Genomic DNA, 20,843 nt, shown 5'->3' on the forward strand with positions numbered 1-20,843 from the left:
GGACCGGGGAACGCGGGATCGGGGAACAAGCGGAGGGCGCCTCCTGTTGGCACCGTGCGTACGGAGACGGACCGTACCGCGACAACCCACGCACGCGGCACGGCGACGACGCAGGAGGCACCCCAGGTGGCGGCAGACGAGAACCGGGACGGCACCACGCACCCCGACGAGATCCGCGGCCGGACACGGGGCTCGGCCCCCGTCCCGCTGTCCGTGCTCGACCTGGTCACCGTCGGCGCCGGCCGCACCGCCACCGACGCGCTGCGCACGAGCGCGGCCCTGTCCCGGCTCGCCGAGTCCCGCGGCTACCACCGCTACTGGGTCGCCGAGCACCACTCCATGCCGGGCGTGGCCTCCTCCTCCCCGGCCGTGATCCTCGCCCACCTCGCCGCCCACACCGAGCGCATCCGGCTCGGCTCGGGCGGCGTGATGCTGCCCAACCACGCCCCGCTGGTCATCGCGGAGCAGTTCGGCACGCTGGAGGCGCTGGCCCCCGGCCGGATCGACCTCGGCCTCGGCCGCGCCCCCGGCACCGACGGGGCCACGGCCGCCGCCCTGCGCCGCACCGACCGGCTGGGCGAGGGCGCCGACGACTTCCCCGAGCAGCTGGCGGAGCTGACCCGCTTCCTGGACGACGACTTCCCCGACGGCCACCCCTACCGCCGCATCCACGCCATACCGGGGCCCGTGCAGGCGACCTCGCCCGGCGGCGTGCAGTCCCCGCACCGGCCGCCGATCTGGCTGCTCGGCTCCTCCGGTTTCAGCGCCCGCCTGGCCGGGCTGCTGGGCCTGCCGTTCGCCTTCGCCCACCACTTCTCGGCGCAGAACACCATCCCGGCCCTCGACCTGTACCGGGACTCCTTCCGCCCGTCCGCCGTGCTGGACGAGCCGTACGCCCTCATCGGCGTCTCCGCGCTCGCCGCCGACGAGGAGCGCGAGGCCCGCCGCCAGGTGCGCGCCGGCGCGCTCAGCATGATCCGGCTGCGCTCCGGCCGCCCCGGCCTGATCCCCACCCCGGAGGAGGCCGAGGCGTACCCGTACAGCCCGCTGGAGCAGGAGGTCGCCGACTCCTGGACGGCGAACGTCATCCACGGCACCGCCGACGAGGTCCGCTCCGGCCTGGACGACCTGCAGAAGCGCACCGGCGCCGACGAACTGATGATCACCGCCAACGCGCACACCGGCGAGCTGCGGCTGCGCTCCTACGAGCTGATCGCCGACGCCTACGGGTTCCCGACCGCCTGATTGGCCTGCCCGGCCCGGTCCGACGGACGTTCCAGCAGCTCGGAGATGCGGTCCGGGGGCACCGGCCGGGAGTACAGCCACCCCTGACCGGTGTCGCAGCCGATCCTGCGCAGCCGGGCCGCCTGCGCCGAGGTCTCCACGCACTCCGCGGTCACCGTCAGCCCCAGCCGGTGGGCGAGCTGGATCATCGCCTCCACGATCACCTCGTCCGCCGGCGACGCGCCCGCACCGGCCTCCTCGTACTGGAAGCCCCGCACGAACGACCCGTCCAGCTTCAGCACCGACACCGGCAGCCGGCTCAGATAGGCGAGGTTGGAGTAGCCGGTGCCGAAGTCGTCGATGGCGATGCGCACGCCCATGTCGCTGAGCGCCTGCAGGGCCTGGAGGGGCCGGCCCGCCGAGCCCATCACCGCCGACTCGGTCAGTTCCAGCTGCAGCAGGTGCGGCGCGAGGCCGGTCTCGTCGAGGATCCGGGCCACGTCGGCGACCAGGTCGGAGTCCCAGACCTGGCGCACGGCGACGTTGACGCTGACGAACAGCGGAGGCTCGCACGGGTGCTCCAGCTGCCAGCGGCGGGCCTGCCGACAGGCGGTGGCCAGCACCCAGCGGCCCAGCGGCACGATCGCCCCGTCCTCCTCCGCCAGTCCGATGAACCGATTCGGCGTCAGCGTCCCGAACTGCGGGTGGTTCCAGCGCACCAGCGCCTCCACTCCGCTCAGCCGACCGTCCGCCATGCCGACCAGCGGCTGGTACTCCAGCGTGAACTCGCCCCGCTCGATGGCCGGGCGGAGCGTGGAGGCGAGCGCCTGACGGGTCATGCGGTGGGCGTTGCGCTCCGGGTCGAACAGCGTCCAGCGGGACTTGCCGTCAGCCTTCGCCCAGTACAGCGTCGTGTCGGCGGCCTGCATCAGACCGGTGGCGGAGGTCCCGGCCACCTGCCGCTCCACGACCCCGATCGACGCGGACAGCGACAGCCGCCGCCCCGCCAGGTCGAACGGCTCCTGAAGCGCCGTCAGCACCGCCTCGGCCAGGTCGGCGACCTGCTCGGTGCCGGTGGAGCCCTCCACCAGCAGCGCGAACTCGTCGCCCCCGAGCCGCGCCACCAGCGGCGCGCTCGCCCTGCCGTACCCGGCCTCGTCCGCGCACGCGGTCAGCCGCTCGGCCACGGCGGCCAGCAGCAGGTCGCCGATGCGGTGGCCGAGGGTGTCGTTGATGGCCTTGAAGCCGTCCAGGTCCAGATAGCACAGGCCGACCCGGCCGGTGCCGCCGCGCGCGTACGACTCGACGTCCAGCGCGGCCGACAGGCGCTCGAAGAACAGGGCGCGGTTGGGCAGCCGGGTCACCGGGTCGTGCATCTGCAAGTGCCGCAGCCGCGCCTGGAGCTCCTGTCGGTCGCTGATGTCGGCGGCGGCCATCAGCACGCCCCCGGCCTCCCCGGGCAGCGGGGAGACGGTGACCTGCACCCAGACGCTCGCCCCCGCCGCGCGCTTCAGCCGCCGGGTGCAGCGCAGCCGCGCGTCCCGGCCGCCCAGCAGTTCGCGGTACGCGTGCCGGGAGCGCGCGTCCGACGCCAGGTCGACCAGGTCGGCGGCCGGGCGCCCGGCCAGGGCGCCGGGGACGACGCCGAGCAGCGCCCCGAACGCGTCGTTGGCGCTGACGACCAGACCGTCCCGGTCGACCACCGCCATCGCGAGCGGCGCCGACCCGAACGCGGCCCGGAACGCGCCGAGCCGCTCTCCGGCACGGCCGCCGGTACCACCCGGCGCATCATGATCACTGTCTGTGACGGCCGGCCGGATGAGGTCTGCCGCGGGCGCCGGCCCTTCGGACGTTCCGCTCACCGCTCGCTCCCGCAGTGCACTCGATCTGCTCGATCTCTGCTCGATCTCTGTCCGGGCAGGAAAGGTCAGGAAAGTGTGCCGATCATAGAGGTTGGCCCCGGAGTCCTGCAGCCACTGTCCAGTGTCCCGGAACCCTTTCGAATCCACGCGCTGTCCCGACAGATCGTTTCTGCCCACTCCGGACCCGGTTCCCTCCTCTACCGACCAGTTGTGACGGACCGTGAACAATCCCAGCGCGTAGACCGCGTGTCGCCCGAACGGCCCTCACTCGTCCGGTGCAGACAAACAGGGCATACAGGAATTTAGTCACACAGGCTGGGTGCGGTGTCCCGCGAACCGCACCCGGAGGTCTCCCGTGCCGCGTCTGCCGCGTCCGCTCCCGCGCCCCCGACTGCGCGGCGCCGCGGCCGTGTTCACCACCCTCTCCGCCCTCGCCGCCACCTCCCAGGTCACCGGCCCCTCGATCGCCGAGCCCCTCGCGGCCCCGCCCTGCGCCCTCGCCCGCACCGACGCACACCACTCGGAGGGCCTGGACACCTGGAACGCCGCCTATCCGCGGCCGGACCGCACCCTCGACGCGGTGATGGTGTTCCTGTCCTTCCCCGACGCGCGCCCGGCGACCACCCCGGCCGAGCTGGCCGCCGACCACTTCCCGGTGACCAGCCAGTACTTCGCGCGTGCCTCCTACGGCAAGTTCCGCCTGCGCGCGCACCCGCTGCCGCAGTGGATCCGCATGCCGCGGCCGTCCGCCGACTACGCCATACAGCGGGACTGGACCCCGCGGCACCGCGCCGCCTATCTCCGCGACGCGCTGGCCGCCGTCGACGACCGGGTCGACTTCTCCCGCTACGACGTCGTCTACTTCGTCGCCGACCCGGACGCGCCCGGCGTGGACTCCGACGCGACCAAGGTCGTCAACCTGGAGCGCCCGCTGCGCGCGGACGGCACGGACATCCGCCGGGTCGTCACGGTGTTCGAGCAGCATCCGCCGGACCGGCTGGTCCTCGCCCATGAGACCGGGCACGTGTTCGACCTGCCCGACCTCTACCACCGCCCGTCGGACGGCAGGGGCGACTGGGACACCTACGTCGGCGACTGGGACCTGATGGGCAGCCAGTTCGGGATGGCCCCGGATCTGTTCGCCTGGCACAAGTGGAAGCTGGGCTGGCTGGAGCCGCGGCAGGTGGTGTGCGTACGGGGGGACGAGCCGGTGCGGCTGACGCTGGAGTCGCTGGGGGCGGGGCCGGGGGCGGTGCCGGTTGCCGGTGCGGCGGGCGCGACGGGTGGCGCGGCGGGGGCCTGGGCCGGTTCGACGGGTGCGGGGGCCGGCCCGACGGGGGCGGGGGGTGGGGCGGCCGGGGTCCGGCCCGGACGCGGGATCAAGCTCGCGGTGGTGCGGACCGGGCCCGACACCGTGCTCGCCTTCGAGGCGCGCGGTGCGGTCGGCAACGACCGCACCGCCTGCCGGCAGGGCGTCCTCGTGTACCGGGTGCACAGCGGGGAGGAGTCCGGCGGCGGGCCGGTCCAGGTGATCGACGCCCATCCGCGCACCGAGGCCTGCTGGGAGAACTCGGTCTACCCGCCGCTGGCCGACGCGCCGGTGGGCGTGGGGGAGAGCTTCGCGGTGCCGGGCGAGGACGTGCGCGTGGAGGTGGAGGGACGTACGGCGACGGGGGCGTGGACGGTGCGGATCTCGCCCGCGTGAGCCGGGCGGGGGCGCCGGCGTGAGCTGAGGCGGGGGCGTCGGCGCGTCTGCGTGCGCATACGACGATGGCGGGCGATCCACGATCGCCCGCCATCCGCATCATGTGCGCCGCCAGGGACTCGAACCCCGGACCCGCTGATTAAGAGTCAGCTGCTCTAACCAACTGAGCTAGCGGCGCCTGCTGACGTCGTAGACCTTAGCACCCTGCTCGGCGGGAGGAAAAATCGTTATGCGCACCGCGGCGCGGGCCGCCCGCACGGCCGCCCAGACCAGGATCTCCGGCCCGGGGAGCCAGGGCTGCCTGGTGTCCGGGGCGACCAGCCAGCGCGATCCCGAGCCGGGAGGCGTGTCGGGGTCGGCGGGGTCGGGGGCCGGCTCGGCGGTCGGGGCGGGGACGGTCACCGCGTCGCCGTTGCCGTGGCACAGGAGCGGCGGGATGTCCTCGGCGCGGCTGCCGCCGGAGCTGCCCCACTCCTCCCACTCCAGCAGGGACGGCAGCCGCTGGGCGGTGCCGGGGGCGGCGAACAGGAGGATCCGCCCGCGGTACGCCGCGACCGGCCCCGAACCCGGGCCCTCCTCCCACAGCCGGTCCAGCATCCGGCGGCCGAAGACCGCGGGCGCGCTGACGATGTCGAAGGCGGAGCCGCAGGGCAGGACGACCGGTGCGTCGGGCCGCTCGGCCCAGAGCGCCAGCGTGCTACGCGGATACGTTCCTGCCGAGGCGAGCCATGCGGCGCCGTCCGGGGTGATCGTGCTGCTGCTCATGGCAACAACATCTACCGGTCGTGAGTGGTCCGTTTCTCTGAGTTGCGGGAAATGGGGGCAGGGAAGCCACGAAGGGAGTATCTTTCGCGCGCCACGGGCATATGCCCAGCGGGTTGCGGGTTGCGGGTTGCGGGTTGCGGGTTGCGGGTTGCGGGTTGCGGGTTGCCGGGCGCGGGTCGTCGGTGGCCTGGTGGCCCGGTCGCCGGTTGGCGGCGGCCGGCCGACGGACTCCGGCTCTCGGCCGACGGTGCGGGTCGCGGGTGTCGGCCGACGGGCGCCGGTCACACCGGGTCCGGACCCCGCCCTTCCGCACCGCGCATCAGGTCCCGCCCGAACTCGACCATCTTCCTGGCGTAGTCCTCGGTCCACTCCGCCTGCTCGGCGATGTCCGCGGCCGTCAGCCGGTCGAACCGCCGGGGGTCGGCGAGTTGCGCCGCCGCCATCGCCTGGAACTCCACCGCCCGGTCCGCCGCCGCCCGGAAGGCGAGCGTCAGCTCCGTGGCCCTGGCCAGCAGCGCGCGCGGGTCGTCGATCGACTCCAGGTCGAAGAAGTGCTCCGGATCGGCGGCCGCTTCCGCGGGCTCGAAGAGCAGGGGCGCGGGGCGTAGCCGCGGTTCGTTCCGACGCGGCGTGGGCTCCGCCATGTCTTGTCCTCCTCGTACGGTTCGGGGGGCGCCCCCAAGGGCGGACCACCGTCAATTGTCTCGCGCCCGCGCAAGGGGGCGTCCGCCCGAGATCGAGGGCTGGTGGAGGTTGGGGGGAGATGGGGCGTCGGTGCTGGTCGGGGGCGTGCGGGTGGGGTGCGCGGGCGTCGGCGGGGGTGGCGGGCAGGGGAGGTCGTCCGCACCGGCAGGGTGGCGGATGGTCGAGGCGCGTCCCTACAGGCGGGGGCGGTGGGCAGCGGAGGTCGTCCGCATCGCGCGGGGGTGGGCCTGCCGTCGTCGGCGTGGGCGGGTTCGCCGTTGTCCGGCGCCCGGCATCGCACCCACCGGGCAGAGCCCGGTCCGCGCGGACCCCGCGCGGGCGACCCGGCCGGGTTGCCGCCCGGCGCACCGAGGCGGCCCGCCCGTGTGCCGCCCGGCGCCGAGGTGAGAGCGGGCCGAGCGGTCCGCACGGGGCGCGGGCCGTACGGGAGCCGGTGTTCCGACCGCGCGGGCGCGACCCCGCCATGCCGAGGCGGGGAGCCGCACCGAGCGGTTTCGCCCGGGGGCACGGGCCGTACGGGACCCGGTGTTCCGACCGCGCGGGCGCGACCCCGCCATGCCGAGGCGGGGAGCCGCACCGATCGGTTTAGCACGGGGGCACGGGCGGTGCGGGGCCCGGTGTTCCGGCTCCGCGCGCGCAGCTCATCGTGCGGAGCCCGATGTACGCCCGGCCCGGCCCGTGTGCCGCCCGGCGCCGAGGTGGGAGCGGGCCGAGCGGCCCCGTCGGGTCACGGGCGGTACGGGACCCGGTGTTCCGCCAGGTGGGCCAGGACCGCGTGGTTGGCCTCCCAGCCGTCCGGGAACTTCACGAGCGTTCCCAGCTGGACCGGTTCCGTGGACGGGTAGGCGTCCAGGAGGTCGCCGACGCCCTCGCGGCAGACCACGATGCACGCGTGCCGGTGGCGGGAGGCCAGCACGCACAGGCGGCCCGTCTCCAGATGGAACGCCGTCGCGTCGGGGCGGCCGGACAGCGGATGCAGGACGACCGTCACGTCGTACTCCCGCCCCTGCAGCCGGTTCGCCGTGTCCACCGTCACATCACTCACGCCCAGGTCGGCGAGTGCCGCGCGGACCGCCGCCGCCTGGTCCCGGTGCGCCGTGCCCACGGCGATGCGGGCCGGCGTCAGCGGTGCCGGCTCGGGCGAGCGCTCAGAGACGGCCGCGCCGTCCCGGTCCAGCAGCCGCCGCACCACCGCCGCCACCGCCCGCACCGCCTCCGGGTCCGTGCGCGGGGTGTGCCGCGCGGGCAGCTCCAGCAGGCCCCAGCCCGACCGTGCCGCCTCGTCGATCACCCGGTCCGGCCCCGAACCGTCCGAGGGCGTCGCGAAGGCGAGCCGCCGGTCGCCGTGGTCCGTGCCGCTGCGGAACGGCGTGTACGGGTAGAACGCCGCCGACACCAGCGGCGCGGCCGACGCGGGCAGCCGCCAGGACACCGGCAGCCGGTGCTGCGGCAGGTCCGGGTTGTGCGCGAGCAGCGTCGTCACCGCCGACGCCGACGGGTCGTACGACAGCCCCGCCCACTGCTCGCTGCCCACGATCGCGAACGGGTCCAGCTGCCCCGGGTCGCCCACGAACAGCGCCCGCTCGAACAGTCCGGCCACCGCCAGCAGCGCGTCCGAGCGCATCTGGTACGCCTCGTCCACGATCGCGTGCGCCCACGGCTCGTCGGCCTTGACGTGCGCCCACTTCGCCGCCGTGGAGATCACGACCGGCAGCCCGGCCAGGTCGCCCGCCTTCGCCGACTTCCGTACGTGCGGCAGGTCGTCCAGCGCCTTGTCGTAGGCGTCGGCGTCGCTGCTGTGCAGCCGACCCACCGGCAGCCCGGGCTCCTTCTCGGCCAGCCTGAGCACCAGGTCGTCCACCTGCGCGTTGGTCTGCGCGACGACCATCAGCGGGCGCCCGGCCTCGGCCAGCTCCAGCGCGGCGCGCACCACGAGCGTGGACTTGCCCGCGCCGGGCGGGGAGTCCACGACGACGCCCCGGTGCGTGCCGTGCAGCGTGTCGCGGAGGATCGCGTCGGTGGCCCGGGCCGCCGCGGCGCCGGGCTCGAAGGCGGTCTCCGTGGTCACAGGACGTCCTCCTCGGTCGCGGCGTCGGCCGGCTCGGGCGTGGGCTGCTCGCCGGGCGGCCCGCCGTGCGTCCACGGCGTCTGCTCGGGGTCGGGCAGCTTCGCGCCGCCCCGCTGCTCGTGCTCGAACAGCGTGAAGCACACCGCGTCGCCCTTCTCCGGCACCGAACCGGCCTCCGGTTCCTTGCCGCGGCCCATCTTGTCGAGGACGCGCAGCACCACCACCGTGCCCTCGCCGTCGTCCTCCCGGCTCACGCACTCGGCGGTCTGGGGCTTGCCGCCCAGCGAGCGGTACGCCTTCGCCCGCTCGGCCAGATGCGGCCGGTCGTCCGTGCGGACCACGACCAGCGGGCGCGGACTGGGCCGCTTGCCCTCGCTGTACGCCATGACCACGTCCACGACCTCCCCCGCGAACGCCTCCCCGGCCAGCCGCCGCCCGGCCATCACCAGCGGGTCGTCCAGCGCCTCCTGCGCCTCCAGCCGGGCCTGCTCGCGCTCCCGCGCGGCGAGCTTGTTCGCCGCCGTCACCGCGTCGTCGCGGCGCGGCTGCGGCGGCTCGCCCGCCAGCACCCGGTCGCGGTGGCCGGTGAACGACCAGCGGTCGCGCGTCCACCGCTCCTCCACGTGCGCCCCCTCGGGCAGCGCCCGCAGCAGGTCGATCCCTCGCCACACCGCGTCCCAGGTGGGGCGCGTACGACTCTCCACCAGGGCCCGGATCTCCCGCTCCGCGGCGGTCAGCTCCCCGAGCCACGCGTCGGCGCCGGCGCCGTCCTCGGCGGCGGCCAGCGAGGAGCGGGCACGGTCGTAGCGCTCGATGGCGGGGGCGAGCAGCTTGTTGTCGAAGGCCGGGTCGGTGGCCGGGCCGGCGGGCGGGCACAGCAGCTGGCCCTTCCCGTCCCGCTCCAGCTCGGCACGGAGCGCCGCCTCGGCCCCGGAGAGCCCGTCCGGCGGGTCGATCCAGGCCAGCAGTGCGCCCAGGTGCTGGTCCTCCAGGCTGGACTGGCCGGTCGCCCAGTGCCGCGCGAGCACGTCGGTCAGCGCCAGCAGCAGCGAGGAGCCCGGCACCCTCGCCCGCTCGCCGTAGTGGGTCAGCCAGCGCCCGAGCAGCGGCACCCTCGGCGGCGCCGGGTACGGCGTCTCGGGGTCCTGCTCCGCCGTGCGCCGGAACCGCATGGAGCGGCCCAGCAGCCGTACGAACTCCACGCCCGCGCGGCTCGGCACGATCAGCTGGGCCGCGTCCGCGCACAGGTCGACCTCGACCTTGACCCGCTTGCCCGTCTCCGGGTCGGTCTCGGTGCGCTCGGCCGTCTCCACCTGCTCGGCGTGTGCGTCGATGTGCGGCAGGACGACATCGGCCAGCTCGGCGAGGAACGCGAATCTCAGGTCCCGGTCGCGTGGCTGCGGCACCACCAGCAGGCGCGGGGCGTCCCGGTCGGCGCCCACCAGCGCGCCCAGCGGGGCGCCGGCCTCACCGGCGGTGGTCAGCGGCACGAACACCAGCGGCCGTTCGGACAGATGCCGGTGCCGGACGGTCGCGGTGGGCTGGGCGCGGCCGGTGTCGACGGCCTCCAGCCGGGCGAGGGTGGTGATCAGCGACACGGGGCGCCCTCCGGGGAGTCCGTGGCGGGGTGGGTCCGGCGGCCGAGGGCCTGCGCGCGTAGCCGCGCGGCCCGCCGCAGCGCCGCCACGGCCGGGTCGTCCGGGTCGCCGGCCTCGCCGCGGGCCGCCGCCAGGACGTCGCCGACGGTCGTCAGCCCGCCCAGTTCGGCGCGGGCCGCGCGGCCGAGCGAGGTCACCGCGTCCGCCGCGCGGGACCGCTCCCGGCAGTGGAAGGCCAGCTCACAGGCGGACAGGCACTCCGGCGCGTACGTCGCCGGAACCGACTCGACGGCCTCGGCGAGCCGCTCGGCCGGCAGCCCCGGATCGAAGCAGACGCCGTCCGGGAGCGCGGCGGCGATGTCCTCGATGCGGGTCAGCCGGGCGAGCTGGCGGCGCGTCACCGCGTGCTGCTTGCGCACGTCCACGGCGGAGGCGGCGGGCAGGTTGGAGAAGTCCTTGGGGCACACCAGCAGCACCCGGTGGCCGACCGGCGGGGCCGTGTCGAGCCGGGCGGCGACCTCCTCCAGCGCGAGTACGTAGACGGCCGCCTGCCGGGCCGCCGCGCCCACCTTCGCCGGGTCCGCGGAGCCGTCCAGCATCGGGAACGACTTGATCTCCACGACCGTCCAGCGGCCGTCCGGGTGCACCACGACCGCGTCCGGCTCCAGGAACGCCGGGGAACCGGCGACGTCCAGCGCCAGCATCGGGTGGTCCAGCAGCGTCCAGCCGCCCGCCTCGACGGCCTCGCGCAGCGCCAGCGCGGTCCGCGCGGTCCGTCCCTCGGGGCCGATCGCGGACAGGTCCGGGGCGCTCGCCCCCACGGGCGGCTCGGCGCCCGGGTCCAGCTTCTCGTGCGCCAGCCGCAGCAGTTCGGCGCCGCCGTCCGCCTTGACCTTGGCCTCGAAGGCGTTGCCGCGCGTGAGGGCGAACTGCGACTGCCCGAAGGCCGACGGCGAGCCCAGCGCGCCCGCGACCGCCGCCTTGTCCACCCCGGCGCCGTCGAGGATCGCCCGCCGCGCACAACCCGGGTTCGCGGCGAGGGCCGCGAGGGCGCGCGCGTCGAGTGCCTTGGCCGGTACGTCGGGACCGCGCAGCTCAGCGAGCCGCTGCCGGAGCGCCGTCCCCCCTGTCCGGGGAGGAGGCACCCGGCTCGGCTCCCGGTCCGAACCGTGACTCGCGCTGCCGTGGTATTCGCTCACCCGTCGAAGTCTGGCATCCGCCACTGACAACCGAGGCACGCGCGGTCAGGGAGTCCAGCGAGACGGCCGTGCCGTCCGCGGCGGAAAGTGAATCCCGGACCGGCGCCGACACCGAATCCCCGGCCTGCGCGGAACCGGAACCCCCGGCCCGGACGGTGACGGACTCCTTGGCCCGGACGGTGACGGACTCCTTGGCCGGGACGGTGACGGACCCACCGGTCGGTGCGGAGACGGACCCGGCGGCCGGTGCGGCGCCGGCATCCGCGGCCTGCCGGGAGGCGGCCCGGGCCGCCCGGACGACGACGCGACGGGTCGTCAGCCACGTCCGCGCCCGCTCAGCCCCCCGCGTCACCCAGGGCGCCGCCAGGTACCCGGCGCCCATCACGGCGGCGCCGGCGACCGCGTCGAGGAAGTAGTGGTTCGCGGTGCCCATCACCACGATCGTGGTCACCAGCGGGTAGACGACCGCCGCGATCCGCGCCCAGCGCGTCCCGCCGAACCGCCACAGGATCACTCCGCACCACAGCGCCCAGCCCACGTGCAGGCTCGGCATGGCCGCGTACTGGTTCGTCATGCCGCCGAGCCCGCGCGGCGCGCTCGCCTCGCCGGCCCACCAGCCGTACCCGCTGTACTGGGCCATCGTGTCCACGAAGCCGTACCCCGCCGACAGCAGCCGCGGCGGGCAGGTCGGCACCAGGGTGAAGCCGATCAGCCCGATGAACGTGGACGTCATCAGCCAGGTGCGCGCCGCCCGGAAGTGCGCGGCACGGCGCCGGAACAGCCAGATCAGCAGCGCCGGCGTGAGCACGTAGTGCAGCGAGGCGTACCAGAAGTCGGCCGGCACGCCGAGCCACGCCTCGCGCGTGAACAGCCGGTTGAGCGGGTGCTCGGCGTTGAGGTGCAGGGCCTTCTCGATGCGCAGGATCGCCAGGCCGTGGTCGACGGCGGTGGTGACGTCGCCCCGGGCGAGGAGCCGGCCCGCCGAATAGCACGCGTACACCAGAAGGATCAGCGGCAGCTCCGTCCACCAGCGCAGCCGGAGGCGCGAGGACGCCGCCTCGATGCCCGGTGTCTCGGCGTGCGGCATCCGATCGCCCTCCCCCTTCTCAACGCGCGGCCCTGACCCGCCCGGTGGCCGGTCATCCCACTTTACGGTGTATGTGTCGGGCCCCCGAGAAGTGCCTTCCGGTGCTGAGAGACGCAGAGATCGCCCGCCGGGTTGCCCTGGGACAGGGTGCGCGATGATGGAGGGGTTCCGCCGCTGATTTCCCTCGGAAGGTCGATTTTCCCATGGCACCGCGCATCCTGCTGGCCCGGCACGGACAGACGCAGTGGTCGCTGTCCGGCAAGCACACAGGCAGGACCGACATCCCCCTGCTCGACGAGGGCAGGCGGGGCGCGAAGCTGCTCGGGGAGCGGCTGCACCAGCCGCCGTACGACGGTCTGCGCGGCGTCGAGGTGCGCACCAGCCCGCTGGCACGCGCGCGTGAGACCTGCGAGATCGCCGGATTCGGCGACCGCGCGCAGACCTGGGACGCGCTGCTGGAGTGGGACTACGGCACGTACGAGGGCCTCACGCCCGCCGAGATCCAGGCAGCCCGGCCCGGCTGGCTGATCTGGCGCGACGGCGTCCCCGGCGGAGAGTCCCTCGCCGGGATGACCGCCCGCGCGGACGAGGTCGTCGCCTGGGCGCGCGAACGGGACCGGGACGTCCTGATCTTCGCCCACGGCCACATCCTGCGCTCCATCGGCGCCCGCTGGCTGGGTCTGCCCCTCGACTTCGCGGCCCGCATCCGGCTGAATCCGACCTCGCTGTCGGTGCTGGGCTGGGCCTACGGCGAGCCGGCGATCGAGAGCTGGAACGACCTGGGCCACCTCGCGGGCTGACCGCCGCTGCGGCTACACCGCGCGCGGCACGGCGGCGTGCCGTTCCAGGAAGTCCGACACCTCCGGGGCGCGCCGATGGGGGAGGAGCACGCGCGCGGTGCCGGCCAGCATGGTCCTGATGCGGGACGACTGGACCTGGTCCAGCAGGTCCAGCACCCGCATGCCGGCGGCCGCCGCCTCGTCGGGGCTGCCGCCGCGGGCGAGGTCGTCGGCGAGTTCGGCGGTGTAGAGGGCGATGTTGCGGCTGAAGTGCGGGTCCTGGAGCTCGGCCGCCCGGCGGGCGTGCCGGGCCGCGCGCGGCCAGTCGCCGAGGGTGGACCAGCACTGCGCCTCCAGGGCCTCCAGTTCGGCCTCGCCGTAGAAGCTCATCCACTCGGGGTCGGCGTCCGAGGGGCCTCGCTGGAAGAGGGCGTGGGCGCGGGTGAGGGCCTGTCGGCAGCCGGTCGGGTCGGAGAGCCCGGCCCAGCCGCCGGCCTCGCGCAGCGCGAGCAGCGACATCAGCCGGTCGGAGCCGAGAGGGCGCGCGATGCGCTGAGCGGCCTGCGCGGCGCGCAGCGCCTCGCGCGGGCGTCCGGCGTCCCGCGCGAGAAACGCCGTGTTGCAGAACGCGTGCGCCTCCAGGGCCGCGTCACCGGTCATCCGGGCCGTGGCGAGCGCCTCCGCGTAGTGGGAGCGGGCGTCCTCGAACCGGCCCGAGTCGTGTGCCAGCCAGCCCACGGAGATGGCGAGCTCACCGGCGCCCGAGTACAGCCGGTCGGCGGTCGCCTGCCGGGTCGCGCCGGCGTCGAGCAGCGCGTAGGCGGCGCGCAGGGGTCCTGCCGCGCGCCGGTAGAGGCCGTCGGCGCCGTGCCGGTCGTCGAGCAGCCGGATTCTGCGGACGGCGTCCTCGAGGGCGCCGGCCTCCTTCGAACCGACGCGGCCGGGCGGACGTTCCGCCGCCGAGGCGTCGAAGGCGAGCCCGAAGGGGCCCAGGGAGGCGGCGGCCACGGTGGCGCCGCCCCCGGTCATGAATGCGCGACGCAGCACGTCGCTCTCCTCGTAGTTGAAGTGCGTGTCGTACGGATCCTGCGTGTCATACGGCTCGTACACCCGTTCCGTCTCAGGGGTGGCGAGTTCCGGACGGGGCGTGGGCGCCGACGGCGGCTCCGCGGCGGCGGCGCGCGCCCCCCGTCCGCGTACGGACGAGCGTGGCGCGAAGCCCAGGTCGGCGAGCGTGCGGCCGGGGAACATGTGCAGGAACACCCGTTCGTACGCGTAGTTGGGGCAGCGGATCTCGCCCGCCTCCACCCGGCCGATGTACCGGGCGTCACAGCTGACCTGCTCGCCGATCTCCCGTGCGGCCCGGCGGACCGCGGCCGCGAACTCGGCCGGTGAGCGCCGGCCGCGCAGCCGGCGGAAGGCGAGGTTGGGCCGGGGCGGGCGGTCGGGTCGAGACGAGGTCACCGTTGACGACGCCATGGCCGGGTCCTCTCGTGCGAACCGTCGAACCATGCCGGAGCGGGGACGAGTTGACCGCGTGGTCGGTGCGCTGTCCTGTTTTCCGGCGGCAAGAACGTACCTTCTGGGGCGGGTCCACCACACGGAGTTTGGTGTCAAAAGGGATATCCCGCCCGTGATCTGCCATGAACTGCCATCCTTTGCGGGGCACTTTGGCCGTAGCTCTTGACGCGGCCGTGCGTTGAGCACCGTGGACCGGGAACGGCACGATTCCCGTCCTGTTCGACCTTGTTCCTCGTGGTTCTTCGTCGTTCCTCGTCGTTCTCAGTGCTCGTTCAAGGAGGGATTTCCGGTGGAGGTTGGCTCGGACACCGGCCGGAACCTCGACGCCCGCGCGTGGGACGTCGTGACCGTGCCGGCCCGGCAGGGGCTGGAGGCGGTCGACATCCTGCGGCGCGGCGCCGGGGACGAGGCGGTCGGCCCCGTGCTGCACGACGACACCGGCGACACCCTCGGCTTCGTCGTGCCCCCGGGCACCGCGGCCGCCTGGGACGTCCCCGGCAGCACCTGCACCCACACCCACGCCGAGGGCAACGGCCCGCCCGCGCGGCCCCCTGCCACGGGCACGGCCGGCGGCGGTTCCTGGCTCCTCCCGCCCGGCACGACCGAACCGGCCACGGACCCGGCGGTCCTGCGCGAGGCCCTGGACGAGGCGGCCCGTCTGATCGAGGCGGCGGACAGCTGCCGCTGACCGGCGCCGGCGGTCGGCAGCGGGCGGCTGCGTCGGCAGCGCGGGCCGATGGCGTCGGTGGCGTGCGACGCGGGCGGCAGCCGAACCCGCCCCTCGGACACGGGTGCCGCTGCCCGGCCCTGGGCGGCGGCACCCCGCGCGCCTTGCGAAAATGGTCCGATGGGAAAGTCCAGGACCCCCCGGCGGGCGCCGGCCGCAGACTCGGTCGTCGAAACCGTCGACGGCGGGCTCGCGCAGTTGATACCCGACCGGGACCGGGCGCGGGCCTGGACGCTGCTGATCGACGGGGCGCCGCAGTCGCACGTCGATCTGGACGATCCGGCGTATCTGTCCTTCGAGTACCAGCGCCGCCTCGGCCACGTGGCCGACCTCGCCGCCCCGCCCGGCAAACCCGTGCACGCCGTCCACCTGGGCGGCGGCGCCTTCACGCTGGCCCGTTACGTCGCCGCCACCCGCCCCCGCTCCACCCAGCAGGTGGTCGAGCGGGACGCCGCCCTCGTCCGGCTCGTCCGGCACGAGCTGCCCCTGGCCCCCGGCGCGCGGATCCGGGTGCGCTCCACCGACGCCCGGGAAGGCCTCGGCAAGGTACCGGACGGCTGGGCCGACCTCGTCGTCGCCGACGTGTTCAGCGGGGCGCGCACTCCCGCGCACCTGACCTCCACCGAGTACCTGGACGAGGTGCGCCGGGCGCTGCGGCCGGGCGGGCTGTACGCCGCCAACCTCGCCGACGGACCGCCCCTCGCCCACGTACGCGGCCAGATCGCCACCGCGGCCTCCCGGTTCGCGGAACTCGCCCTCGTCGCCGACCCGGCGGTGCTGCGCGGCAAGCGCTTCGGCAACGCCGTCCTCGTCGCCTCCGACGGCCCGCTCCCGATCCCCGAGCTGACCCGCCGCGCCGCCTCCGACCCGCACCCCGGCCGGGTCGAACACGGCAAGGCGCTCACCGACTTCGCCGGAGGCGCGGCACCGGTCACGGACGCCGCGGCCGTCGCCTCACCCGCGCCGCCCGCGTCCGTCTTCCGCTGAGACCCGCCCGTCGGGAGGTCCTCCGCCCGCGCCCGGCCCGGCGGTCACCGGTCTCGTCCCAGCCGGTTCGACCGGCGCCCGGTCTCCGCCTTTGCGGCTCGGCGGACGCCTCGCCTCCGCCCGGCTCAGTACGTGCCGATCTCCACCCGCGGCGGCCCGTCGTGCCAGGTGCAGAACACCGACACCCGGTCGGCGCCCGCGCTGAACTCCACCCGGATCCACGTCTGCGTCTTCCACACCTGCATCGACCAGCCGGGACCAGGGCTCGCCGACACGAGCGTCGCCGACGTCCTCCCCAGGTCGAAGACGACCCGGCCTCCGTCCGTGGCGTAACTCCTCACCTCGCCGGGCCCGTCCGCCGACGCCGAACCACCGGCCGTGGGCGAGGCCGTGGCGGCGGAGTCGGGTCCGGCGGTGGCCGTGCGGCCCGAGTCCGAGTCCGGTCCCGGGTCACGGTCCGCCCCGGCCGCCGGCGCCCCGGACGGCTCCGGCGACGGCTTCCCGCCCGGCGCCGGACTCGTCGACGGCGCCGGACGCCGTGTGCTCGCCGAGGTGGCCCGCGGCTCGGGCGAGGCGGCGCCCGCCGCGACCGGAAGGGCGCGCGGCGGGTCGTACGCCGTCCCCGCCATGACGGTGTGCACGCCCCACCACGACAGCGTGGTCGCCGCGCCGGTGGCGAGCGACCAGGCCAGTACGTGTACGAGTCCTCTGAGCATCGCGGTCATACTGCCACGCGGGTTGTCCACAGGGTCGTCACGGGGAGTTGTCCACAGGGCAGAGGTTGTCCACAGGCCCCGGACCGGGCCGGTCCGGATGGCGTACGGTGCGGCGCATGGCAAGTGTTCTCGTGGTCGAGGACGACCAGTTCGTACGCTCGGCGCTCATCCGGCACCTCACCGACGCCTCGCACACGGTGCGCAGCGTCGGCACGGCGCTCGAGGCGCTGCGCGAGGTCGCCCACTTCCGTTTCGACGTGGTCATCCTGGACCTCGGGCTGCCCGACCTGGACGGGGCCGAGGCGCTGAAGATGCTGCGCGGCATCACGGACGTGCCGGTGATCATCGCCACCGCCCGGGACGACGAGTCGGAGGTGGTCCGGCTGCTGAACGCCGGCGCGGACGACTATCTGACCAAGCCCTTCTCCGTCGACCATCTGTCCGCCCGGATGGCCGCCGTCCTGCGCCGCTCCCGCACGCCGGCGGGCGACGCCCCCGCCTCCCCGATACTGCGCGTCGGCGGCCTGACCGTGGACCCGCTGCGCCGCCAGGCCGAACTCGACGGCATACAACTGGACCTGACCCGGCGCGAGTTCGACCTGCTCGCCTTCCTGGCCGGTCGGCCCGGTGTGGTCGTGCCGCGCCGGGAGCTGCTCGCGGAGGTGTGGCAGCAGTCCTACGGCGACGACCAGACCATCGACGTCCATCTGTCCTGGCTGCGGCGGAAACTGGGCGAGACCGCGGCCCGGCCCCGCTATCTGCACACCCTGCGCGGCGTCGGCGTGAAGCTGGAGCCGCCGGCCGCGGAGACGGGGCCGGCGCGATGAGATGGGCACTGGTCAAGGTCTCGCTCGCGGTCACCGCCATGGTGGTGGTCGCCTTCGCGGTGCCGCTCGGCCTGGTCATCCGGGAGATGGCCCGCGACCGCGCCTTCTCCGACGCCGAGCGCGACGCGGCGGAGATCGCCCCGGCGCTGTCCATCACCACCGACCGAGCCCAGCTCGAACGCGTGGTCGCCTCGGCCGGTTCCGGCGAGGGCATGGCCGTCCACCTCCCCGGCGGCGACGGCGCGGACGCCTTCGACATCGGCCGGCAGCGGGCCGGGGACGCGGACATCGCCGCGACCCGGAGGATGGGCCGCGCCTCGACCGCGGAGGCGCCCGGCGGCTCGGCCCTGCTGCAGCCGGTGGCGCTGAGTTCGGGGCGGATCGCCGTCGTGGAGGTCTACATACCCGACACCGCCGTCTCCAAGGGCGTCGGCGCCGCCTGGGCGGTGCTGGCCGGCGTCGGTCTGACGCTGATCGTCGGCTCCGTCGCGGTCGCCGACCGGCTGGGCGCGCGGATGGTGCAGCCCGCCCAGCGCCTGGTCGAGGGCGCGCGCGAACTGGGCGACGGCAAGCTCGGAGCGCGCGTGCCCGAGCAGGGACCCCGCGAACTGCGGCTGGCGGCGGTGGCGTTCAACTCCATGGCCGACCAGGTCGTCCAACTGCTCGCCAACGAGCGGGAGCTGGCCGCGGACCTCTCGCACCGGCTGCGCACCCCGCTGACCGTGCTCCGGCTGAACGCCGCCTCCCTCGGCGACGGTCCGGCCGCCGAGCAGACCCGCGCCGCGGTCGCCCAGCTGGAGCGCGAGGTCGACACGATCATCCGCACCGCGCGGGAGGCCAAGCCGCAGACCGCGGCGGCCGGCCCCGGCGCCGGGTGCGACGCGGCGGAGGTGGTGCGCGAACGGATGGAGTTCTGGTCGGCGCTGGCGGAGGACGAGGGCCGCAAGGTCCGCGTGGCCGGCGTGGACCGGCCGGTGCGCATACCCGTGGCCCGCGCCGATCTGGCCGCCGCCCTCGACGCACTGCTCGGCAACGTCTTCCGGCACACCCCGGAGGGCACCGCCTTCGCGGTCGACGTGCACAACGGCGAGGACGCGGTGATCGTCCTGGTGTCCGACGCGGGGCCGGGCATACCGGATCCGGAGGCGGCGATGGCGCGCGGCCGGGGATCGGGCAGCGACGGGTCGACGGGGCTGGGACTGGACATCGTGCGCCGGCTCGCCGAGGCCACCGGCGGGGACGTGCGCATCGGGTCGTCGGTGCTGGGCGGCACGGAGGTGCGGATCTGGATCCAGCTGGACGGCCGGGAGGGCGCGCCCGTGCGACGCGGTCACCGGGGCATGCGCCGCCGCCGGCCGAGCAGGCCGAGGAGGACCGGCAAACCGAGCCAATCCGTCGAGCGGGAGGAGAGGGACGAATCGACCGCCGGTTTTAACCGCTCCCGATCCCTCCCTTAAGCCCGCCCTAAGATCACCGACCGCCGTCCGGATCGGGCCGTTCGCCCGGTTCCGGATCGCTAGCGTGCTGCCGCACCTCACCCCCGTGAACAGCGAAGGCAGGCACGTTGATGACCACGCACCGGCGCAGGATCAGTGGCAGGAACAAGGCGATCGGCGGGGCCGTGGCGGCGGCCGTGGCCGCGGGCGGCGCGTTCCTGTTCACCGGCACCGCGCAGGCGGCCGGCGTCGGCGCGGCGTACACGAGGACCAGCGACTGGTCGACGGGCTACACCGCGCAGTACGTCGTCACCAACGACAGCGGGCAGACCAGGGCCGACTGGACGCTCCGGTTCGAGCTGCCGGCCGGCGCGAAGCTCGGCTCGCTGTGGAACGGGCAGCCGAGCGTGAGCGGACAGCGCGTCACCGTGAAGCCGCCCACCTGGGACAAGGAGGGCCTGGCCGCGGGCGAGTCGGTCACCGTCGGCTTCGTCGTCAACGGCTCCGGCGACCCGACCGGCTGCGTCATCGACGGCGCCAAGTGCTCCGCCGACGACTCCGCCACCCCCGAGCCCACCGGCCGCCCCACCGGCCCCACCACCCCGGCCCCCACCCCCACGCCGACCCCCACCCGCACCGGCGCCCCCGCGCCCACCGCGACCCCCACCGCCACCCCCTCCGAGAGCACCGGCACCGGCACCCCGGCCGGCGCGGCCTTCGCCCCGTACGTCGACACCTCGCTCCACCCGGCGTTCGACCTGCTCAAGAGCGCGGAGACGACCGGCGTGAAGGACTTCAACCTCGCCTTCGTCACCGACGGCGGCGGCTGCACCCCGAAGTGGGGTGGCGTCACCGACCTGGCGAGCGACGCGGTGGCCGCCCAGATCGGCGCGCTGCGCGCCAAGGGCGGCGACGTGCGGGTCTCCTTCGGCGGCGCGGCCGGCCGCGAGCTGGCCACCGCCTGCTCCTCGGCCGACGCGCTGAAGGCGGCGTACGAGAAGGTGGTGAGCGCCTACAGGCTCACCAAGGTCGACTTCGACGTCGAGGGCGGCGCACTGCCCGACAAGGCGGCCAACACCCGCCGCGCCCAGGCCATCGCCGCACTTCAGCGTGCCCACCCGGAGCTGGACGTCTCCTTCACCCTTCCGGTCATGCCCGAGGGCCTCACCCAGGACGGCGTCGGCCTGCTCGCGGACGCCAAGGCCAACGGGGTGCGGATCGACGCGGTGAACATCATGGCGATGGACTACGGACCGGCGTACAGCGGTGACATGGGCACGTACGCCGAGCAGGCGGCCACCGCCACCCAGGCGCAGATCAAGAGCGTCCTCGGGCTCTCCGACAGCGCGGCCTGGAAGACGGTCGCGGTCACCCCGATGATCGGCGTCAACGACGTCACGACCGAGATCTTCACCGTGGAGGACGCCACCCAGCTGGTGAACTTCGCCAGGTCCAAGGGGCTCGGCTGGCTGTCCATGTGGTCGGGCACCCGCGACAAGCAGTGCCCCGGCGGCGCCAAGAACCAGGCCGACCCGACGTGCAGCTCGATCCTCCAGCAGGACTTCGCCTTCACCAGGGCGTTCGCGGCCTACAAGTAGCAGGCCCCGCGGCCCGCGAGGGGCAAGCCCGCGGTCTGT

At 74.9% G+C, this 20,843-nt stretch carries 17 protein-coding genes and 1 tRNA gene; 8 read left to right on the top strand and 10 right to left on the bottom strand.

Annotated elements, in window-relative coordinates; genetic code table 11:
- The first annotated feature begins 126 nt into the window (after nt 1–126).
- The gene (locus tag ABZY13_RS04095; RefSeq protein ID WP_356627299.1) at nt 127–1,245 is read left to right on the top strand and encodes an LLM class flavin-dependent oxidoreductase; all 1,119 of its coding nucleotides are present in this window, start codon (nt 127–129) and stop codon (nt 1,243–1,245) included.
- Here the strand turns inward: ABZY13_RS04095 and ABZY13_RS04100 are convergent.
- The gene (locus ABZY13_RS04100; protein ID WP_356627300.1) at nt 1,224–3,086 is read right to left on the bottom strand and encodes an EAL domain-containing protein; all 1,863 of its coding nucleotides are present in this window, start codon (nt 3,084–3,086) and stop codon (nt 1,224–1,226) included. The two genes, ABZY13_RS04095 and ABZY13_RS04100, sit on opposite strands and share 22 nt — an antisense overlap.
- 364 nt (nt 3,087–3,450) lie before the next feature.
- Here ABZY13_RS04100 and ABZY13_RS04105 point away from each other — a divergent pair, with 364 nt between their 5' ends.
- Nucleotides 3,451–4,791 (top strand): M6 family metalloprotease domain-containing protein, encoded by a 1,341-nt coding sequence (locus tag ABZY13_RS04105; protein ID WP_356627368.1) that lies wholly within the window; start codon nt 3,451–3,453, stop codon nt 4,789–4,791.
- 104 nt (nt 4,792–4,895) lie between these two features.
- On the opposite strand, the gene ABZY13_RS04110 is transcribed toward ABZY13_RS04105, so the two are convergent.
- The 7 genes from ABZY13_RS04110 to ABZY13_RS04140 form a co-directional block, all read right to left on the bottom strand.
- Nucleotides 4,896–4,969, bottom strand: a tRNA-Lys gene (locus tag ABZY13_RS04110).
- Nucleotides 4,960–5,556, bottom strand: coding sequence for a bifunctional DNA primase/polymerase (locus ABZY13_RS04115; protein WP_356627301.1), 597 nt, complete (start codon nt 5,554–5,556; stop codon nt 4,960–4,962). The genes ABZY13_RS04110 and ABZY13_RS04115 overlap by 10 nt, the downstream gene beginning before the upstream one ends.
- Before the next feature lie 281 nt (nt 5,557–5,837).
- On the bottom strand, nt 5,838–6,200 hold the full coding sequence (locus ABZY13_RS04120) for a hypothetical protein (protein ID WP_356627302.1): 363 nt from the start codon (nt 6,198–6,200) through the stop codon (nt 5,838–5,840).
- A 788-nt stretch (nt 6,201–6,988) separates the two neighbouring features.
- Nucleotides 6,989–8,329 carry an AAA family ATPase gene (locus tag ABZY13_RS04125; protein ID WP_356627303.1) on the bottom strand — a complete coding sequence of 447 codons (1,341 nt, stop codon included), beginning with the start codon at nt 8,327–8,329 and terminating at the stop codon, nt 6,989–6,991.
- Nucleotides 8,326–9,927: a hypothetical protein gene (locus tag ABZY13_RS04130; protein WP_356627304.1), complete on the bottom strand. Its 1,602-nt coding sequence runs from the start codon at nt 9,925–9,927 to the stop codon at nt 8,326–8,328. The genes ABZY13_RS04125 and ABZY13_RS04130 overlap by 4 nt, the downstream gene beginning before the upstream one ends.
- The gene (locus tag ABZY13_RS04135) at nt 9,918–11,072 is read right to left on the bottom strand and encodes a hypothetical protein (RefSeq protein WP_356627305.1); all 1,155 of its coding nucleotides are present in this window, start codon (nt 11,070–11,072) and stop codon (nt 9,918–9,920) included. Before ABZY13_RS04135 ends, ABZY13_RS04130 begins: the two co-directional genes overlap by 10 nt.
- Nucleotides 11,023–12,213, bottom strand: coding sequence for a phosphatase PAP2 family protein (locus ABZY13_RS04140; protein WP_356627306.1), 1,191 nt, complete (start codon nt 12,211–12,213; stop codon nt 11,023–11,025). The genes ABZY13_RS04135 and ABZY13_RS04140 overlap by 50 nt, the downstream gene beginning before the upstream one ends.
- 203 nt (nt 12,214–12,416) lie before the next feature.
- On the opposite strand from ABZY13_RS04140, the gene ABZY13_RS04145 reads away from it, so the two are divergent.
- Nucleotides 12,417–13,013, top strand: a complete 597-nt coding sequence (locus ABZY13_RS04145; RefSeq protein ID WP_356627307.1) for a histidine phosphatase family protein — start codon at nt 12,417–12,419, stop codon at nt 13,011–13,013.
- A gap of 12 nt (nt 13,014–13,025) precedes the next feature.
- Here the strand turns inward: ABZY13_RS04145 and ABZY13_RS04150 are convergent, their stop codons facing one another.
- Nucleotides 13,026–14,471: a hypothetical protein gene (locus ABZY13_RS04150; protein WP_356627308.1), complete on the bottom strand. Its 1,446-nt coding sequence runs from the start codon at nt 14,469–14,471 to the stop codon at nt 13,026–13,028.
- A 331-nt stretch (nt 14,472–14,802) separates the two neighbouring features.
- On the opposite strand from ABZY13_RS04150, the gene ABZY13_RS04155 reads away from it, so the two are divergent.
- Nucleotides 14,803–15,201, top strand: coding sequence for a hypothetical protein (locus tag ABZY13_RS04155; protein ID WP_356627309.1), 399 nt, complete (start codon nt 14,803–14,805; stop codon nt 15,199–15,201).
- A 159-nt stretch (nt 15,202–15,360) separates the two neighbouring features.
- A complete protein-coding gene (locus tag ABZY13_RS04160) occupies nt 15,361–16,227 on the top strand; it encodes a fused MFS/spermidine synthase (protein WP_356627310.1) in 867 nt (288 codons plus the stop codon).
- A 125-nt stretch (nt 16,228–16,352) separates the two neighbouring features.
- Here the strand turns inward: ABZY13_RS04160 and ABZY13_RS04165 are convergent, their stop codons facing one another.
- Nucleotides 16,353–16,952 carry a hypothetical protein gene (locus tag ABZY13_RS04165; RefSeq protein ID WP_356627311.1) on the bottom strand — a complete coding sequence of 200 codons (600 nt, stop codon included), beginning with the start codon at nt 16,950–16,952 and terminating at the stop codon, nt 16,353–16,355.
- A gap of 107 nt (nt 16,953–17,059) precedes the next feature.
- Here ABZY13_RS04165 and ABZY13_RS04170 point away from each other — a divergent pair, with 107 nt between their 5' ends.
- From ABZY13_RS04170 to ABZY13_RS04180, 3 genes are all read left to right on the top strand, one after another.
- The gene (locus ABZY13_RS04170) at nt 17,060–17,770 is read left to right on the top strand and encodes a response regulator transcription factor (RefSeq protein ID WP_356627312.1); all 711 of its coding nucleotides are present in this window, start codon (nt 17,060–17,062) and stop codon (nt 17,768–17,770) included.
- Nucleotides 17,767–19,227, top strand: coding sequence for a HAMP domain-containing sensor histidine kinase (locus tag ABZY13_RS04175; protein WP_356627313.1), 1,461 nt, complete (start codon nt 17,767–17,769; stop codon nt 19,225–19,227). Before ABZY13_RS04170 ends, ABZY13_RS04175 begins: the two co-directional genes overlap by 4 nt.
- A gap of 110 nt (nt 19,228–19,337) precedes the next feature.
- On the top strand, nt 19,338–20,804 hold the full coding sequence (locus tag ABZY13_RS04180) for a cellulose binding domain-containing protein (RefSeq protein WP_356627314.1): 1,467 nt from the start codon (nt 19,338–19,340) through the stop codon (nt 20,802–20,804).
- The last annotated feature ends 39 nt before the right edge of the window (nt 20,805–20,843 follow it).

Source organism: Streptomyces sp. NPDC006610 (genome assembly GCF_040611575.1).
Classification (GTDB): domain Bacteria; phylum Actinomycetota; class Actinomycetes; order Streptomycetales; family Streptomycetaceae; genus Streptomyces.

Excerpts from the sequence above, each read along its gene's own strand:
- ABZY13_RS04160 (WP_356627310.1), top strand. The coding sequence starts at position 15,361 with ATGGGAAAGTCCAGGACCCCCCGGCGGGCGCCGGCCGCAGACTCGGTC.
- ABZY13_RS04180 (WP_356627314.1), top strand. The coding sequence starts at position 19,338 with ATGACCACGCACCGGCGCAGGATCAGTGGCAGGAACAAGGCGATCGGC.
- ABZY13_RS04145 (WP_356627307.1), top strand. The coding sequence starts at position 12,417 with ATGGCACCGCGCATCCTGCTGGCCCGGCACGGACAGACGCAGTGGTCG.
- ABZY13_RS04165 (WP_356627311.1), bottom strand. The coding sequence starts at position 16,952 with ATGACCGCGATGCTCAGAGGACTCGTACACGTACTGGCCTGGTCGCTC.
- ABZY13_RS04175 (WP_356627313.1), top strand. The coding sequence starts at position 17,767 with ATGAGATGGGCACTGGTCAAGGTCTCGCTCGCGGTCACCGCCATGGTG.
- ABZY13_RS04115 (WP_356627301.1), bottom strand. The coding sequence starts at position 5,556 with ATGAGCAGCAGCACGATCACCCCGGACGGCGCCGCATGGCTCGCCTCG.
- ABZY13_RS04170 (WP_356627312.1), top strand. The coding sequence starts at position 17,060 with ATGGCAAGTGTTCTCGTGGTCGAGGACGACCAGTTCGTACGCTCGGCG.
- ABZY13_RS04140 (WP_356627306.1), bottom strand. The coding sequence starts at position 12,213 with ATGCCGCACGCCGAGACACCGGGCATCGAGGCGGCGTCCTCGCGCCTC.
- ABZY13_RS04120 (WP_356627302.1), bottom strand. The coding sequence starts at position 6,200 with ATGGCGGAGCCCACGCCGCGTCGGAACGAACCGCGGCTACGCCCCGCG.
- ABZY13_RS04150 (WP_356627308.1), bottom strand. The coding sequence starts at position 14,471 with ATGGCGTCGTCAACGGTGACCTCGTCTCGACCCGACCGCCCGCCCCGG.